General features: G+C 65.1%; 16 protein-coding genes and 2 pseudogenes. 2 read left to right on the forward strand and 16 right to left on the reverse strand.

What is annotated here, in order from left to right; genetic code table 11:
- Positions 1–59: 59 nt before the first annotated feature.
- Positions 60–656, forward strand: coding sequence for a cob(I)yrinic acid a,c-diamide adenosyltransferase (locus A5777_RS11450; RefSeq protein ID WP_064862741.1), 597 nt, complete (start codon positions 60–62; stop codon positions 654–656).
- Positions 657–692: 36 nt separating this feature from the next.
- Here A5777_RS11450 and A5777_RS11455 read toward each other — a convergent pair whose 3' ends face one another.
- The 15 genes from A5777_RS11455 to rpmE all read right to left on the reverse strand — a co-directional run bounded on the left by A5777_RS11455 (position 693) and on the right by rpmE (position 14,074).
- Entirely contained in the window at positions 693–1,136 is a 444-nt protein-coding gene (locus A5777_RS11455) for a DUF2550 domain-containing protein (RefSeq protein ID WP_064862742.1), read from the reverse strand.
- 235 nt (positions 1,137–1,371) lie between these two features.
- Positions 1,372–1,749 (reverse strand): F0F1 ATP synthase subunit epsilon, encoded by a 378-nt coding sequence (locus tag A5777_RS11460; protein WP_005205722.1) that lies wholly within the window; start codon positions 1,747–1,749, stop codon positions 1,372–1,374.
- Between the two features lie 9 nt (positions 1,750–1,758).
- Entirely contained in the window at positions 1,759–3,207 is a 1,449-nt protein-coding gene (gene atpD / locus A5777_RS11465) for a F0F1 ATP synthase subunit beta (RefSeq protein WP_005205724.1), read from the reverse strand.
- 47 nt (positions 3,208–3,254) lie between these two features.
- On the reverse strand, positions 3,255–4,193 hold the full coding sequence (locus tag A5777_RS11470; RefSeq protein WP_005179406.1) for a F0F1 ATP synthase subunit gamma: 939 nt from the start codon (positions 4,191–4,193) through the stop codon (positions 3,255–3,257).
- A gap of 62 nt (positions 4,194–4,255) precedes the next feature.
- The gene (gene atpA / locus A5777_RS11475; protein ID WP_005179408.1) at positions 4,256–5,884 is read right to left on the reverse strand and encodes a F0F1 ATP synthase subunit alpha; all 1,629 of its coding nucleotides are present in this window, start codon (positions 5,882–5,884) and stop codon (positions 4,256–4,258) included.
- 78 nt (positions 5,885–5,962) lie between these two features.
- Positions 5,963–7,315 (reverse strand): F0F1 ATP synthase subunit B/delta, encoded by a 1,353-nt coding sequence (locus tag A5777_RS11480; protein WP_064862743.1) that lies wholly within the window; start codon positions 7,313–7,315, stop codon positions 5,963–5,965.
- A gap of 2 nt (positions 7,316–7,317) precedes the next feature.
- Complete coding sequence (locus A5777_RS11485; protein WP_064862744.1) at positions 7,318–7,821, reverse strand: F0F1 ATP synthase subunit B; 504 nt, start codon at positions 7,819–7,821, stop codon at positions 7,318–7,320.
- Between the two features lie 49 nt (positions 7,822–7,870).
- Positions 7,871–8,128, reverse strand: coding sequence for a F0F1 ATP synthase subunit C (locus A5777_RS11490; RefSeq protein WP_005179417.1), 258 nt, complete (start codon positions 8,126–8,128; stop codon positions 7,871–7,873).
- Positions 8,129–8,214: 86 nt separating this feature from the next.
- Positions 8,215–8,985, reverse strand: a complete 771-nt coding sequence (atpB, locus tag A5777_RS11495) for a F0F1 ATP synthase subunit A (RefSeq protein ID WP_005205732.1) — start codon at positions 8,983–8,985, stop codon at positions 8,215–8,217.
- Positions 8,982–9,398: a hypothetical protein gene (locus tag A5777_RS11500; RefSeq protein WP_005205734.1), complete on the reverse strand. Its 417-nt coding sequence runs from the start codon at positions 9,396–9,398 to the stop codon at positions 8,982–8,984. The genes atpB and A5777_RS11500 overlap by 4 nt, the downstream gene beginning before the upstream one ends.
- Positions 9,399–9,739: 341 nt before the next feature.
- Positions 9,740–10,957, reverse strand: coding sequence for an MraY family glycosyltransferase (locus A5777_RS11505; RefSeq protein WP_005205736.1), 1,218 nt, complete (start codon positions 10,955–10,957; stop codon positions 9,740–9,742).
- A complete protein-coding gene (locus A5777_RS11510; protein WP_064862745.1) occupies positions 10,957–11,610 on the reverse strand; it encodes an L-threonylcarbamoyladenylate synthase in 654 nt (217 codons plus the stop codon). Before A5777_RS11510 ends, A5777_RS11505 begins: the two co-directional genes overlap by 1 nt.
- A gap of 35 nt (positions 11,611–11,645) precedes the next feature.
- Complete coding sequence (gene prmC, locus A5777_RS11515) at positions 11,646–12,494, reverse strand: peptide chain release factor N(5)-glutamine methyltransferase (RefSeq protein WP_005205740.1); 849 nt, start codon at positions 12,492–12,494, stop codon at positions 11,646–11,648.
- A gap of 80 nt (positions 12,495–12,574) precedes the next feature.
- Positions 12,575–13,681 carry a peptide chain release factor 1 gene (gene prfA, locus A5777_RS11520; RefSeq protein ID WP_005205741.1) on the reverse strand — a complete coding sequence of 369 codons (1,107 nt, stop codon included), beginning with the start codon at positions 13,679–13,681 and terminating at the stop codon, positions 12,575–12,577.
- A 165-nt stretch (positions 13,682–13,846) separates the two neighbouring features.
- The gene (gene rpmE, locus A5777_RS11525) at positions 13,847–14,074 is read right to left on the reverse strand and encodes a 50S ribosomal protein L31 (protein WP_005179448.1); all 228 of its coding nucleotides are present in this window, start codon (positions 14,072–14,074) and stop codon (positions 13,847–13,849) included.
- A gap of 409 nt (positions 14,075–14,483) precedes the next feature.
- Between rpmE and A5777_RS11530 the strand changes: the two are divergent.
- A pseudogene (locus A5777_RS11530) lies at positions 14,484–17,650 on the forward strand (glutamate synthase central domain-containing protein); the annotation flags it as partial.
- Here the strand turns inward: A5777_RS11530 and A5777_RS25810 are convergent.
- Positions 17,614–17,694, reverse strand: a pseudogene (locus tag A5777_RS25810) (glutamate synthase-related protein); the annotation flags it as partial. The pseudogenes A5777_RS11530 and A5777_RS25810 sit on opposite strands and share 37 nt — an antisense overlap.
- Positions 17,695–17,716 lie beyond the last annotated feature (22 nt).

Raw genomic sequence — 17,716 nt, forward strand, 5'->3', positions numbered from 1 at the left:
TATCCGCCTCACGCCAGTGCTCGACGCACAGCACTGGACCTGCGGTTACATTTGGATTCATGGCCGTGCACTTGACTCGTATCTACACCCGCACCGGCGACGACGGCACCACCGGGCTCAGCGACTTCTCGCGCGTACCCAAGACCGATGCGCGCGTTGTCGCCTACGCCGACTGCGACGAGGCCAACACCGTTATCGGCGCGGCCCTCGCACTGGGTGGGCAGATCCCAGAAGCGATCGCCGGCGTGCTCACGACGGTCCAGAACGACCTCTTCGACGCCGGGGCCGACCTCTCGACACCGGTCGTCGAGGACCCCAAATATCCGCCGCTACGCATCGAACAGAGCTATATCGATGCCCTCGAATCGTGGTGTGACGACTTCGGCGCCGACCTACCCGCCCTGAATTCGTTCGTCCTGCCCGGTGGCACCCCGTTCGCCGCGCTTCTACACCAGGCGCGCGCAGTCACTCGTCGAGCCGAACGTTCGGCGTGGGCTGCGGTCGACGCCGACCCCGAGCACACGTCCGTCCTGCCCGCCCGGTACCTGAATCGGTTGTCGGATCTGCTGTTCATCCTGTCCCGAGTCGCCAACCGCGGATCGGGCGGAGAGGGCGACGTGACCTGGATTCCCGGCGGGGATCGTCACCGCCCCTGAGTGCCGCGCTCGGGCATTACGGCTCAGAGTTACGGGTCAGGCGCTTCGACGCCGCTGTGACCGCTGCGGAGCCCCCGCCTCCAGCCACGCCTGGAAGGCCGTGACCCCGTCGGGGGTCAGCGCGAGTTCGTACTCGCTGGGCTCGTCGTCGTCGTGGTACTCACGCACGTGCAGAATGGTCATCCCGTCGAGAATGACGCCCTCGCTGCCTGCGGCACACCGCCGACCAACGATCTCGATGCTGTGGCGAGGGAAGCGGCGTGACGGACCGGGCCGCAGCGAGCTGAGCCGGAAGTACCGCAGCGATTCGTCCCCATAGTGGACGCTGCCGTGCCGCCAGCCCTCGTCGAGCTCGGCAGGCAGATCGCGCAACAGCGCGGGGGTTCCCGCGCTGCGCAATTGTTGTAGTCGGTATGCAAGCAGGCCGCAGACAACCAGCGCCACCAAAAGCAGAATCAGCAGGACGACCACAACGGTCACGCGGCAAACCTCCCTCGCGCGGGTTGCATCACCGAGATGTCGGCGGGCTGTCGACGGGCTGTTTCGGTGATGACTCCCCCAGCATGCCAGTAGACCGTATGACGCAGCCAGCCACCCGCGAAGCGCGGGTGGCCGGCAGACGACTACCGAGTCATCGTGATGACTCGTATTCAATTGTGACGCAACGGTTTTCGTCCAGATCAGGACGTCACCGCACGCATCGGCTCGTTCTCGATCAGGCGATCTGCTCCGCGGCGCGCAACCGTGCATGCGCACGGTTGTACTCCGTGGTACCGGGCTCTGCGGACTCGAGCGCGGACTTCTCGGCGTTGACGTCGACGCCGTCGGCCCATTCTGCGGCCTCGGCGAGAATCGTCACCGACTCGCCCGTCACCGAGATGAATCCGCCTTCGACGGCGGCCGCCTTGCGGGTGCCGCTCTCCTCGACGATCACCACGAACCCGCCGGGGACGAGTTGTCCGAGTAGCGGTTCGTGATTGGCCAGCACACCCATCTCGCCGACCGTGGTCTGCGCGATGACGAATGTGGCCTCACCCGAGTACAGCTCGGCGTCGGCGGATACGACCTCGACGTGGAAGGACTTCTCAGCCATGGCGTACCGCTACTTTCCGGCGAGCTTGGCGGCGGCTGCCTCCACGTCGTCGAGGCCACCGCAGCTGTTGAACGCCTGCTCCGGGTAAGCGTCGAACTCGCCCTTGCAGATGCGGTCGAACGCCTCGATGGTGTCGGCGAGCGGCACGACCGATCCGGGCTGGCCGGTGAACTTCTCGGCGACGAGGAAGTTCTGGCCGAGGAACTTCTGGATGCGACGTGCGCGCTGCACCGTCACCTTGTCCTCTTCGGACAGCTCGTCCATACCGAGGATGGCGATGATGTCCTGGAGCTCCTTGTACTTCTGCAGGATGCTCTTGACCTCGTTGGCGACTCGGAAGTGCTCGTCTCCGACGATCGAGGCCTCGAGAATGCGCGACGTCGAGGTCAACGGATCCACCGCGGGGTAGATACCGAGCTGCGAGATCGGACGTGAGAGCTCGGTCGTCGCATCGAGGTGCGCGAACGTCGTGGCAGGCGCGGGGTCGGTGTAGTCGTCCGCTGGCACGTAGATCGCCTGCAGCGAGGTGATCGAGCGACCCTTGGTCGAGGTGATGCGCTCCTGCAGCTCACCCATCTCGTCGGCCAGCGTCGGCTGGTATCCCACGGCAGACGGCATACGACCGAGCAGCGTCGAGACCTCGGAGCCCGCCTGGGTGAATCGGAAGATGTTGTCGATGAACAGAAGCACGTCCTGGTGCTTCACGTCGCGGAAGTACTCGGCCATGGTGAGGGCCGAGAGAGCGACGCGCATACGCGTGCCCGGCGGCTCATCCATCTGACCGAAGACGAGGGCCGTGTCCTGGAGGACACCCATCTCTTCCATTTCCATGATGAGGTCGGTTCCCTCACGGGTCCGCTCACCCACGCCCGCGAACACCGAGGTACCGGAGAACTCACGGGCGATACGGGTGATCATCTCCTGGATGAGCACGGTCTTGCCCACGCCGGCGCCGCCGAACAGGCCGATCTTGCCGCCCTTGACGTACGGGGTCAGCAGGTCGATGACCTTGATGCCGGTCTCGAGGATCTCGGTCTTGCCCTCGAGCTCGTCGAAGGCCGGCGGCTTGCGGTGGATACCCCACTGCTCGCCATCGCGACCGAGGCCCGGGCTGTCGAGGCAGTCGCCGAGGGCGTTGAACACGTGGCCCTTGACCTGGTCACCGACCGGGACACGGATCGGGTAGCCCGAGTCGGTCACGATCGCACCGCGGACGAGGCCGTCGGTGGGCTGCATCGAGATGGTGCGGACCAGGTTGTCGCCGAGGTGCTGTGCGACCTCGAGGGTCAGCGTCTTGGCGACGGCCTCGAGTGTCACCTCGGTGTGCAGGGCGTTGAACAGGCCTGGGATCGAGCTGCGGGGGAACTCGACGTCGACGACGGGGCCGATGATGCGGACAACGCGGCCCTCGGTGGTCCCCGCCGACTGCGACGAGGGTGTCTCTACAGTTGCGGTCATGATGCTTGGGTCACTTCCTTTTGATCGAAGTTTGGGTGGGATCGGCGTCAGTTGGCGAGGGCGCTCGATCCGCCGACGATCTCGCTGATTTCCTGGGTGATCTGGGCCTGGCGGAGCTGGTTGGCCTCACGCGACAACGTCTTGGACAGTTCCTCGGCGTTGTCTGTCGCTGCCTTCATCGCCGTGCGACGTGCGGCCGACTCGGATGCGGCCGAGTCCAGTAGCGCCGCGTAGACGCGCGTGGCGACATACTTCGGCAACAGTGCCTCGAGGAGGGTCTCTGCGCTCGGCTCGAAGCTGTAGTTGCGCGACTCGTCGTCGACCTCGACCTCCCCGTGATCCGGGTTGTCGTTCTCGGTCACCACCAGTGGCGCCATGCGACGGACCTCGGGCGTCTGGGTGAGCATCGTGACGAACCGGGTGTAGACGATGTGCAATTCGTCGACGCCCTCGATGGTTCCCTCGCCGTCCGGCAGATCGATGCTCTCCCCCGACCCCGCCACGAAGAGGTCGACAAGGAAGTTGCTCGCCTGCGCCGCGTCCGCGTACTCCGGCGACTGCGAGAATCCGGTCCACGACGTCGCGACATCCATACCGCGGAAGGTGAAGTAGTTCACGCCCTTGGTGCCCATCACGAAGAGGACCGGCTCCTTGCCCTCCTCACGGATGAGCGAGATGAGCTCGCGCGATGACCGCAGCACGTTCGCGTTGTAACCGCCGGCCATGCCGCGGTCGCTGGTGATCACCAGAATCGCGGCGCGTTTGGGATTCTCGCGCTCCTTGAGCAGCGGATGGTCGAGCGACCCGGCGCTGCTGGCCAGTTCGGAGAGCACCTTGGTCATCTCTTCCGAGTAGGGCTTCGCTGCCGCCACCCGGGCCTGAGCCTTGGTGATACGCGACGTCGCGATCAGCTCCTGCGCCTTGGTGATCTTCTTCGTCGATTGGACCGACCGGATGCGTGAGCGCAGCTCACGAATGCTGGCCATGAGCCCTCACCCCTTCTTCCTTGGCACGGATACGCCCGATGCGGGCACGGACGGACACGCGATCACTTCCGGATCTTGATCTGTTCTTGCTCGACGTCGTCGGCGTCCATCGCGGCTGCCTCTGCCTCGTTGACGACGCGCTTGCCGTCGTGGGTGAGGTAGCTGTTCTTGAACTTGTTGGTCTCGGCGACGAGTGCCTCTGCCTGGTCGTCGGTGAGCACCTGGCCGCCCGCGATCGAGTCGTAGACGCCGGTCGCGTTGTGATGCAGGTGGCTCAGCAGCTGGGTCTCGAAGTTCCGGACATCGTCGACCGGGACCGAGTCGTAGTGGCCCTCACCACAGAGGTAGATCGAAACGATCTCGTCCTCGACCGAGTAGGGGCTGTACTGATCCTGCTTGAGCATCTCGACCCACCGGGCACCGCGCTCGAGCTGCGCCTTCGACGCTGCGTCGAGGTCGGAGGCGAAGGCAGCGAAGGCTTCGAGTTCGCGGAACTGCGCGAGCTCGAGACGCAGCGAGCCGGACACCTTCTTGAGGCCCTTCGTCTGAGCGGCACCACCAACGCGCGAGACCGAGGTACCGACGTTGATCGCAGGACGAACGCCCTTGTTGAACAGGTCGGACTCGAGGAAGACCTGACCGTCGGTGATCGAGATGACGTTGGTCGGAATGAACGCCGACACGTCGTTGGCCTTGGTCTCGATGATCGGCAGCGCGGTCATCGAGCCGCCACCGAGCTCGTCGGAGAGCTTCGCCGCGCGCTCGAGCAGACGCGAGTGCAGGTAGAAGACGTCACCGGGGTAAGCCTCGCGGCCCGGCGGACGACGCAGCAGCAGCGAGATGGCGCGGTAGGCCTCGGCCTGCTTGGTGAGGTCGTCGAAGACCACGAGAACGTGCTTGCCCTGGTACATCCAGTGCTGGCCGAGGGCCGAACCGGTGTACGGGGCCAGCCACTTGAAGCCTGCCGAGTCGGAAGCGGGTGCGGCGACGATGGTGGTGTACTCCATTGCGCCGGCCTCTTCGAGTGCCGTCTTCACACCCGCGATGGTCGAGCCCTTCTGACCGATCGCGACGTAGATGCACCGGACCTGCTTACTCGGGTCGCCGGTTGCCCAGTTGTCCTTCTGGTTCAGGATCGCATCGACACACACAGCGGTCTTACCGGTCTTGCGGTCGCCGATGATGAGCTGACGCTGTCCGCGACCGATCGCGGTCATGGCGTCGATGGCCTTGATGCCGGTAGCCAGCGACTCCTCGACCGGCTGACGCTCGAGCACGGTGGCAGCCTGCAACTCGAGGACACGATTGTCCTCGGCCTCGATGTCGCCGAGTCCATCGATCGGAGCGCCCAGCGGGTCGACAACGCGACCGAGGAACTTGTCGCCGACGGGCACCGAGAGCACCTCGCCGGTGCGGCTGACCTGGCCGCCTTCTTCGAGATCCTCGTAGTCACCGAGGATGACCGCGCCGATCTCGTCCTCGTCGAGGTTCAGTGCCACACCCTGGATGCCGCCGGGGAACTGCAACAGCTCGTTGGCCATTGCGCCCGGAAGGCCGCTGACGTGGGCGATGCCGTCAGCCGTGTCGGTGATCGTGCCGACCTCGTCGCGCGAGGCTTCGGCTTCGAACGACGAGACGTACTGCTCGATCGCTCCCTTAATCTCGTCTGCTGAGATCGTCAACTCCGCCATGGGTTCTCGTCTTTCTTGATGTCGGTCGGTGTGAGTGAGTCGTGGTGGTGAGGTGTCGTTCGCGACTGCGAGACGCGGCTACCTCGGCAGTGTCTCCGCTGCTTTTGCCAGGCGTGTCGCGATGTCGGCCTCGATGACCTCGTCTCCGACACCGATACGCAGTCCGCCGATGATCGACGGGTCGATCTCGGTCTGCACCGAGATCTTGCGGTGGTAGATCTCGGCGAGCACGTCACCGAGACGTTGCTTCTGAGCATCGCTCAATTCGGCTGCAGACACCACATGGGCGACTGTTTCGCCACGCATGGCCGCGGCCAATTGCGCGAGCTGGTCGACAGCGGACTCCGCGGGCTGCCCGTGGAGGAGGCTGATCGTCTGGGTGAGCAGGTGCGCGGTGTAATTGCCGATCTGGCTCCCCAGCAGCCCGGTGAGCAGGCCGTTGCGCTTCTCCGCGGGCTTGGTGAAGTCGGTCAGCAATGAGGCGAGCGTGGGATTCGCCTCGAGTAGACGGCTCACCCGGAACAGTTCGTCCTCGACCTGTTCGATCTGACCGTCACGCTCAGCCGCAGTGAGTACCACCAGCGCGTTCTGTCTGCGCAGCGCGACCAGGATGTCGTTGGGCTGCGACCAGTGCTGAGCAACGGCGGACGCAACGACCTCGACCGCGATCGGCGATGCCTTGCCGTCGAACAGACTGTGCACCAACTGCTTCTTGAGGGCCGGGAAATCCTCGTCCTCGGTGAACTTCTTCCGCAGCACCGGGTTGTGCTGGAGGAAGTCGATGATCTGCGTGAGATCCTCGCTGGCCGCGAGCAACTCCTGCGGAGACTTACCCTCGGTGTTGGAGCTGAACTCGCGCGCGACCGCACGTGCCGCGTCACGGCTGGCGGCGTGCATCGAGTGCAACCCGATCAGTTCACTCGAACTCGGCACCCCGGTCGAGGGCTGTCCGCCCCGCGACATGGCCGAGAGCTCGTCGATGACCCGATCGACGGTCTCCGACTGGTTGGCCGGGTCGGCGAGGTGATCGCGCACGATCTTGCCTGCGCCATCGACCGCGGTGAGTCCGAGCTCGCTACGCAACTGGCGGACCATCGACGTGCGAATGAGTTCGCCCTGCGCCTTGCCGTGCTCGGAGATGCGCTTGACCTCGACGTCGGCCTGCTTGTGCAGGTCGTCGGCGATGCCCTTGGCATCCTCGATCGCACCCTCGTGTAGTTGTTTGGCCTCGACCTTGGCCTGCTCGATCGAGCGCTCGTACGCGACCTTGGCGTCTTCGAGGCGCGCCTTGGCCGCATCGCTCTCGGCCACCTGCTGGTCGACGACGTCCTGTGCGCTCTTCACGGTCTTCCGCAAGAACGGCACGACGAACTTCCACAACAGCGCAATGATGAGCAGAAAGCCGACAAGCTGTCCGATAAATACGTCCACTGCTACTTCACCGTCTCAGTCTCTGGCGAGGCGGTCGTCGCCCCTGAACTTTGCACGCCGGCACCCTGTGTGCCGAGAACACGGTCAGCAAGCGTCCGCGACAGTGAGTCGACGTCGCGCTTGGCCTCGGTCACGGCGTTGTCGGCCTCAACCTTGAGGTCTGCGGAGATCTTCGCGAGAGCGGCGTCGGCCTCATCCGTCGCACGCCGCTTCGCATCCGACAACTCCTCGTTCCCCTTGGCCCGCGCTTCGTCCCGGATTCGGGTCGCGTCGGCGCGGGCTTCCTTCATTCGGGCCTGATACTCCCGGTCGGCGTCCTCGTAGCTCGCCGCAGCGGCATTGTTGTCCTCAGCAGTCTTCGCGACCCGTGCCTGCCGTTCGTCGAGCACCTTGACAATCGGTTGCACGATCCACGCGCGGATCACGATCAGCACGACGACGAAGATCAGCAGACACGCGAAGAACGTGCCATTGGGGATCAAGAAGTTCTCTGCGGCGAGATTCATGGTTCAGATGTCCCTTGTTGTTCGAGGAACCCGACTAAAACCGGGAAGATCAGGACTGGCCGGAAATCGGGGTGGCGAACACGAACAGCGCCATGAACGCGAGGTTGATGAAGTACGCGGCCTCGACCAGACCGACGGTGATGAAGAACGGAGTGAACAGACGGCCCTGTGCCTCCGGCTGACGTGCGATGCCGGAGATCAAGGCGGAACCGGCGATACCGTCACCGACGCCGGCACCGATTGCGCCGCCACCCATGATGAGGCCGCCACCGATCAACGCGCCCAGACCAATCAGATTCGGATCCATTGAGAACTTTCCTTTCGGGTGATACTGGCAATCGGATTGCCAGGTCTAAGGTCCGACCGACGCGGTGCCGGCCGGGGTCGGACTAGCTAGTGGTCTTCGTCCGTCTCCATGGCCTGGCTGAAGTACAGCACGGTCAGCAGGGAGAAGATGAATGCCTGGATGAGGCCGACGAACAGGTCGAACGACTTCCAGATCGCGTTCGGCGCCCACATGATGTAGGCGGGGAACAGCGCGATCAGCGCGACCATGATGCTGCCTGCGAACATGTTGCCGAAAAGACGGAGGGAGAGCGAAACAGGCTTCGCGATCTCTTCGATGATGTTGATCGGGGCCAGGAATGCGACGTGACCCTTGACCAGACGCTTGAAGTGACCGATCGGTCCGCGGCGTCGGATTCCGGCAGCCATGTACCAGACGAAGACGAACAACGCGAGGGCGTAACAGAAGTTGACATCGCTGGCCGCGGGCGCGAACACCTCGGCGCTCTTGCCCTCGGAGTCGGCGTACTGCAATGGCAGCACCGACAGCCAGTTCGCGATGAGGATGAACGTGAAGAGGGTGACGGCAAGGGGTAGGACGAAGCCGCCGACCTTCATGCCCATCGAGTTCTCGATCTGGCTGCGCATCTGTGTGGTGACGGCCTCGAAGAACAACTGCACCGAATTGGGACGCTTGGAGGTCATCCGCGAGCGCACGAAGAACGCGAGCGCGATCACGATCACTGCCGCGATGGCGGTGGCGATGATCGTGTCGATGTTCCACGTCATGCCCAGCCATTCCACCTGCTTGTGGTGGCCGACCTCGATCTGGGCCTCGGCCAGCACGAGGGTATCGGCGCCGTAAGTCGATGCGATCATAGCTGCTTACGAAGTCCTTTCATCACCGGAATCACCGTGTTCAGCACCAGGACAACCTGGCCGAGAGCGAGTCCGAACATCACGCCCAGCCCTTCGGGCCGGAACAGGAACGCCGCCGCCAGCGCGAGCACAGTGATGGCTCCGAGGCGTGCGGCAGAGTTGACGGCGAGCAGTTTCTTGCGAGGATTCTCTTCTGCCGCAACACGTTCGACGGACATGATGACCATCTTGGTGTTGATGAAGACGGCGACCACACCGATTGCGAAGAACAGCGGGAACAACCAGCTCCCGAGGAACACCGCAATGATCGCGACGATGACGGTCAGTACGGCGGCGATGATCGCCGGTCGTCGGAGGCCGGTCGGCGCGGGCGGGTAATACACGGGAGCCGAGTCAGGGGCGGACGTCGCCATTGCCTCTCCTCACGTGAACGCCTCAATGCCAAGGGCATCAGGCTATGAGCGTCCGTCTTCGCGGCAGGTGCCGCCGAGCGTACGCTCTGCATTTGCAGTGACCTTATCAACACGGCTTGCCGTGGTCACCGGGGGGTGGCCTCGCAGAATGTGTTGGCTTCCCGAGGTGGGGGCACGTCGCGCCCGTGGCGCGTCATACGCTTCCCCCTCAAGTACTACAGCTGATAGTACACGATTTTACTGTCCGGTTACCTAACCGGTCGGCCGACCGTCCCCCACCCTGCCGAATCGGCCCCTACCTGGCCTTTCGATCATTCACTGCTGCCACTGAGGACGTGTGGTCAACGTAGGGCCCGCGCGGTCCGCAGCTCCGCGATGCGCCGCTGAAGCCGAGGTGCCATTGTCGCCAACATCGCGACCACGAGACCGGCTGCAAACGCAGGCACGACCACCGACATCGGGAAGATCGTGCTCGCAGCCACCGAGAACGCCAGGATGCCCACCCAGAGGTAGATGATCAGCGCAACGCGACGCTGTGAATGCCCCAGTTCGAGCAGGCGGTGATGCAGGTGCAGCTTGTCGGGCGTATAGAACCCGACGCCTGCCCTGGTGCGTCGCACCACCGCCATCAGCATGTCGAGCATCGGAATGAAGACAACCGCCGCAACCAGGATCAGGGGCGAGAGCAGTGTGAACACGTCGGCAGGACCGTACGCATTCACCGCGATACGGCCCGACGCACTCGTCGACGCCGCCGCGAGCATCAAGCCGATGAGCATCGCACCCGAGTCCCCCATGAAGATCCTCGCAGGCGAGAAGTTGTGCGGAAGGAACCCGAGGCAGGCGCCCGCGAGTGCGACCGAGATCAGCGCGGGTGGGTAGTAGCTGACGTCGCCCCCCTGATCGCGAAGCAGCCCGAGCGAGAACATGCAGATGGCCGACGCGGAGATGAGTCCGAGTCCCGCGGCGAGACCGTCGAGTCCGTCGATGAAGTTGACGGCGTTGATGGTGGCGACGGTGATCACGACTGTCAGGAGTCCTGACTGGAACGGGTCGAGGACGATGGTCCCGATGTTTCCGAACGGGACGGGCACCTGCAGCCAGCTCACTCCCATCACCACCATGACGCCCGCCGCGGTCAGCTGACCGACGAACTTCGTCAGTGCGTCGAGTCCCCACCGGTCGTCGATGATCCCGACGATGACGATGACCGCCCCTGCGGTCACCACCGCCCCCATGTCGTTGGTGTAGGCGAAACCCCGGTTGAGCGCAGGGAGATTGGCGGCCAGGACGATAGCCGCGACCACGCCGGCGAACATGCCGACTCCGCCGAGTCGCGGGGTGGGGATGGTGTGCACGTCTCGGACACGGGGCACAGCCACCGCACCCACTCGGATCGCGATCACACGGACCAGCGATGTCAGCAGGTATGTGATGGCCGCCGCGGTCAGCCCGACCAGCAGCAACTCGCGCAGCGGAACACCGGCACCGCCCGAGCCGGAGTCGGCAGACAGCATGTCCGCGACGACCATGCTGGTACCGGTGACGGGCTCGAGCATCAGTTGACCAGGCTGGCCGGATCGACGTCGAGCACCTCTGCCACCTCGGCCGTGGTCACTGCCCCCTCGCGCAGCACGCGGGGTGTGGATCCGGTGATGTCGACGATGGTCGACGGCTCCCCCTTGGGCGCCCTCCCACCGTCGAGGTACACCGACACCGAGTCGCCGAGCTGCTCGCGGGCATCGTCGCACGTGATGGCGGGAGGCCTGCCCGACACGTTGGCACTCGAAACCGCCATTGGCCCGACCTCGCGCAGCACCTCGATGGCCACCGGATGCAGCGGCATCCGCAACATCACGGTGCCCGACGTGTCGCCGAGATCCCAGGCGAGCGACGGAGCCTGTTCGACGACGAGACTCACGCTGCCCGGCCAGAACGCCTCGACAAGGCTGCGCGCCACGGCCGACACCGACAAGACGAGACCGTCGATGGAATGCCAGGAGCCAACCAGAACCGGGACCGGCATGTCGCGTCCCCGGTGTTTCGCGGCCAGGAGATCGGTGACGGCCTCGGCGTCGAACGCGTTGCAGCCGATGCCGTAGACGGTGTCGGTCGGTGTGACGATCAGGCGTCCCGCCTTGGCTGCCCCCACGGCCGCCTGGATTCCGGCGGAGCGGGTTGCCTCGTCAGAGCAATCGAAAACGGTACTCACCCGTTCATCCTTTCACGCGACACGTCTGGCCCGGATCAAGGTCGACGGCGCGCGGTCACGACCCGCGGCCGACCAGCGAGGTCGAGGCGCGCAACGACGTCGTCGAATCGCCCGGTCGTCTCAAGTGCCCCGACCACCTGGGACGACGTCGAATCGTCATGTTCGACGGCGATGCGCCCGTCGACTGCCAACAGTCGCGCGGCGACGTCGGCGAGCGGCGTGATCACGCTCATGCCGTCGTGACCGGCGAACACGGCTTCGGCAGGATCCGCTTCGACCTCGGGCGAGACGTCGGTGTCGGTGGGCACATAGGGCGGGTTCGCCACGATGAGGTCGAGCGAGCCGTCGGGGATGTGATCGCGCAGTTGCGCGTGGTCGGTGACATCGGCGCCGAGAACTGCCACCCGATCGCCGACACCGAGGTTCTCGACATTCCGGCGTAGCCACAACAATGCCGACGCCGACTTCTCGACCGCCACCACACGGGCCGACGGCACCGACTCGGCGATCGCGATCGCAAGGGCTCCGCTGCCGCTGCACAGATCGGCGACGAGCGGGTGTGGGATACCGCGAAGATTCTCGACGGCCCATTCGAGCATCAGCTCGGTCTCGGGCCGCGGCACGAACACCCCGGGGCCGACGGCCAGGTCGATGGGGCCGAACGCTGCGCGACCGATGATGTGCTGCAACGGAATTCGACGCGCACGCTGCGCAACGAGTTCGCGATACCGTTTCCGGTGACCCGCGTCTGGTCCGTCGGCGAAGGCCAGAGAGCCCCGACCGACGTCGAGGACGTGCGCCAACAACCACTCCGCGTCGCTTCGCGCCGAATCGATCCCGGCCTCCGCGAGCAGCGATGTCGCCGCAGATATCTCCGACGCCACAGATGACTCTTGGGCCGCAGATGACTCTTGGGCCGCAGACACCGCTGGCGTCAGCCGGTCACTTGTCACGACGATCGACCTCACTCGGCCTCGAGCCGCGCCTGACGATCCGCGGCCACGAGTGCGTCGAGCAGTGCGTCCATGTCGCCATTCAGCACGGCATCGAGATTGTTTGCCTTGTATCCGATCCGGTGATCGGTGATCCGGTTCTCCGGAAAGTTGTAGGTGCGGATGCGTTCGGATCGATCGACCGTCCGGATCTGCGCAGCCCTGCCCTCCGCGGCCGCGGCGTCGGCCTCCTCCTCGGCAGCGGATTGCAACCGCGCAGCGAGCACCTGCATGGCACGGGCTTTGTTCTGAAGCTGCGACCGCTCGTTCTGGCAGGTCACGACGATCCCGGTGGGTAGGTGGGTGAGACGAACCGCCGAGTCGGTGGTGTTGACGCCCTGCCCACCCTTGCCCGACGACCGGTAGACGTCGATCCGCAGGTCGGACTCGTCGATCTCGACCTCCTCGACCTCCTCGGGCTCCGGATAGATCAGCACGCCCGCGGCCGACGTGTGGATACGCCCCTGCGACTCGGTCACCGGGACACGTTGCACGCGGTGCACGCCGCCCTCGAACTTCAGTCGCGACCACACACCGTCGCGCGAGGGCTCGCGGCCCTTGATCGACAGCGTGGCCTCCTTGTAGCCCCCGAGATCGGACTCGGTGACACCGAGGACCTGGGCCTTCCATCCGTGCCGCTCGCAGTACTTGAGATACATGCGTGCCAGGTCGGAGGCGAACAGCGCCGACTCCTCGCCGCCTGCACCCGACTTGATCTCCAACACGACGTCGTCGGAATCGTGCGGATCGCGCGGTGCGAGCAGATCGGTCAGCGTCGCGTCCAGAGATTCGACCGCAGCCTCGAGAGCGGGAATCTCCTCGGCGAACGCCGCGTCGTCTGCGGCGAGTTCCTGTGCGGCGGCGAGGTCATCGCGCGCGGTCTGCAGCTTCGAATACGTCGCCATGATCGGCGCGAGCTCAGCAAATCGCTTGCCCACCCGTCGCGCATGCGACGGATCGTCGTGCAACGAAGGGTCGGAGAGCTGCTGCTCGAGCCCGGCGTGCTCGGCCAGAATGTCATCGATGGCTCCGCCGTTGGCGCCGCCTGAAGCGTCGCGCGTCTGCGCGCTCTTGTTCACCGCTCGTCCTCCTGATACTTCCTCGCCCGATGAATCGACGCCTGACCACACCAACCGACGCCTGGCCCAACCAAAACGACGCCTGGCCTGACAAATACAACGCCTGGCACAACGAAAACGACGCCCGACCCGGTCTGTCTGACCGGGCGGGCGTCGTCGGGATAGCTACTTGGCGTCTGCGTTCTTGGTGCGCTTGCCGTAGCGCTTCTCGAAGCGCGCGACGCGGCCGCCGGTGTCGAGGATCTTCTGCTTGCCCGTGTAGAACGGGTGGCACTGCGAGCAGACTTCGACGTTGATCCGACCGTTCTCGGCGGTGCTGCGGGTCTCGAAGGTGTTGCCACAGCCGCAAACGACCGTGGTCACGTGGTAGTCGGGGTGAATTCCCTGCTTCATTCTGGTGTCCCTTTCTATGGTCGCCGGGTCACCGCCGCGATTCGGCGGTGTGAACCGGTACCGGACTCGACCGATCAGTATGCCATCGCCCCAGGCCCAGACGGAAATCGCAACCTGCTGGTTGGCGACGACCGCGGGCGCCGGAACCGACTCGACTGCCTGTCACCCGCCTCAACACGGCCCCACCCGTATTCATTCCGGCGCAGCTCTCACTCCGCCGAAAGCGCCACACGCTGCGTAAACGTGCATACGTGACGCGTCGAAGACGTGCGTCGACGCTTCTTGTGAAGGTAAGCCTTAGTTTACTGTGCCTTACCTAAGTTATAGTCGTGCGAGCCGCTCCAACGCCGCAGCGGGTTGCATTCGCATCTAGAACCCACATCCCTACGAGAGGACCTGCGTGCACGCGATCCGGAGACCACACCTGGTGTGGGATCACAGCGACGAAAAGAGCAGCTGCGGCGTCGGCTTCCTCACGCGCAAAGACGGCAGGGCAACGCATGACGTCATTGACATGGCACGTGAGGCGCTCTGTTCGGTACCCCACCGAGGTGGAATGTCGGCGCTCGGCATCGGCGACGGTGGCGGCGTGTCCATGGATCTGTCCCGACGCTTCTTTCGTTCGGTGACCGGCCGACCCGACCTCGAGCTCGGCCGATTCTGCGTCGGCAACTTCTTCCTCCCGCCGTCGCCGGCCGCAGCAGCGAGAGCCACGCGACTCATCGAGCGCACGATGCACGACCGCGGATTCACCGACCTGTGCGTGCGCGATGTTCCCGTCGACCCCTCGGTGCTGCGGCCCGCATCCGCGGCAGCGCAGCTCCCGATCCGGCAATGGGTGTTCGCCGCACCCGATCCCTGCCCCGATCCGGCCGATCTCGACCACCTTGTCCAGCAGGCACTGCTGCACATCGAGTCGATCGCCTACACCTCAGACGAGTTCGCGGGCCTCTATCCCCTGTCGCTGTCCGCACGCACGCAGGTCCTCAAGGGCAGGCTCTCGTCGAACGAGGTCGTCGACTACTTCACCGACCTCGCCGATCCGGACCACCGCGTCCACACGCTGTATTTCCACACGCGCTTCTCCACCAACACCGACCCGCATCCCACGATGGCCCAGCCATTCCGGCTCCTCGCACACAATGGCGAGCTCAACACCGACAAGAAGAACCGCATCGCGCAGGTCACCGCGGCCGCGGCATCCGGGAAGACCATCTCGCGACCGCCGGGCCAATCCGATTCCAGCAGACTCGACCAGACCGTCGCCGCGCGTGTCGTGTCCGAGCGCGTCGACCTCGTCACCGCGATCGTGTCGATGATGCCGCCCGCCTGGGAGAACGACACGACACTCGCCCCCGAGGTTCGGGCGATGTTCGAGTACTTCTCTCTCTCTACGAGGAGAAGAACGATGGCCCGGCGGCCGTGGTGTTCGGCGACGGCACTGTCATCGGCGCACGCCTGGACCGACTCGGACTACGCCCCCTGCGCACCGTCGAGACCGCCGACTACCTGTGCGCGTTCTCTGAGGCGGGACAGATCTCGTTCCCACCGGAGCGCGTGATCGCCCGTGGGCGTGTCTCCGCGGGCGGGATGATCTACTACGACCATCGCGAGCACCGCAGCTACACCACCGAACAGGCGTACGCGAAGCTCGCCGCGGCACGCGACTACCCGGCACTCCTGGATGCCGCGCGGGTCGAACTGACAGCGCTTGCGCCACAACACTCTTCACGCAGTCCCGAGAACGGCGATTCGCCGACCCTTCCCTGCGACGATCCGACGCTGACGGACCATCAACGCTTCCGCGCGTATCACCTCGACCAGGAAAGCCTGCGGTACTTCGTCGACCCGATGATCGACGACGGTGTCGAACGCGTCTCCGCAATGGGTTTCGGCAACGCGATCAATGCGCTCACCAATCGGGAGCCCAGCGTCGCCCGTTACTTCTCGCAGCGATTCGCGCAGGTCACCAACCCACCGCTGGACAGTATCCGTGAAGCGGACGGGATGTCGCTGCGCGTTGCGCTCGGCGCCCGACCCCAGATCAGCGAGATCGCCACGGCAACAGCGCATTCGAACCGTCAGATCATCATCCCGTCACCGATTCTCGACGCTGCCGCACTCGGCGTGTTGCTCGCACAGGACGAATCCCCCGTCCGCGTCTTCGACGCCACTTTCGCATTGCCGGAGGTAGCCGAGGGTGCCAATACGGCAGGCGACGACACCGCCGCGGTCGTCGACGCCGTGGAGCGAGTGTGCACCCAGGTTGTCGAGTTCGCCTCCGCCACCGGCGGAATCGCGGTCCTCAGCGACCGTGCGATCCGGGCCGATCGTGCCGCTTTGCCGATGATCTTCCTCGTCTCTGCGGTCAACCAGCGCCTGATCGCCTCGGGCACACGGCTACGCGTGTCCCTAGTGGCGGATTCGGGCCAGATCGAGTCGTCGCATCATCTTGCCGCGATCCTCGGCTTCGGAGCCGCTGCGGCACATCCACATTCGGTTGCGCGACGCGCCACGCGCTCCGGTGATCCACAGGATGCGGCGACGGGATTCGCTCGCTGGGCTGCGGCAGCCACGAAGTCACTCATGAAGACCATGGGCCGCGTCGGATTGTGCACCGTCGAGAGCTACATCGGTGGCGAGTTCTTCGAGCCGAACTTCCTCGACACCTCCGACCCCATACTCGCAGAATGGTTTCCGACGATGCGCTCGCCGGCCGGTGGAGCCGCGCTTGCCGACGTCGTCGACGCCATCACGGGTGCTCACCGAGCCGCGATGGCCACACCGGCCGCGTCGTCGGACAAAGACCTCCCACTGCTCGGGCTCTTCAAGGAACGGTCCGACGGCGCAGGCCACTCCTTCGGCGTCGCGGCTGTCCGCGGCTACGGCCAGATGACCTCGGAGAAGCTGCAATTCGTCACGGCGACAGTCGACTCCGTTCGCGCCGACGAGGCCGGTGCCACGGATCTTCTACGACTGCTCACGCTCGGCGACCTCGACGACGCGTTCGGCGAGACCGCGCAGTTGTACTCGTCGAGCAGCTACGACAGGCTCAGCGATGCCGAGATCGACGCATTCTCCATCACCGATGCCTACCGCGCATTCGCCGACGACCTCGCGCGGACCCGGGCGGAACGCCCGAGCGCCGTGCGCGACGTCCTCGACCTTCGTCGTGCCGAGACACCCCGTGGGCTGACAGATGTGCAGCCCGCCCATGAGATCACCGCAACCTTCGCGTCCGGAGCCATGAGTCATGGCGCCCTCGTAGCCCAGGCACACGAAGCAATTGCCCACGGCACCAACATGGTCGGCGCGTTGTCGAACAGCGGCGAAGGCGGCGAGCACTTTTCGAGATACGGCACGCTGCGTGCGTCGAGGATCAAGCAGTTCGCGTCGGGAAGATTCGGAATCTGGGCGGGGTACCTCGCCGACCCCATGCTCACCGAACTCGAGATCAAGATCGGCCAGGGCGCGAAACCGGGTGAGGGAGAGACGAGTTCGACGCCCGGAGTGCCGCCGCGGGCCGCGGCGATCTCGACGGTGACCTTGGGTGCCGGAAGTTGCCCTCCCTCACCCGGTTTCGCGCCCTGGCCGATCTTGATCTCGAGTTCTGCGAGTATGGGGTCGGCGGGGTACCTCGCC

The sequence above is a fragment of the Gordonia sp. 852002-10350_SCH5691597 genome (assembly GCF_001665715.1).
GTDB classification, from domain to species: Bacteria; Actinomycetota; Actinomycetes; order Mycobacteriales; family Mycobacteriaceae; genus Gordonia; species Gordonia sputi.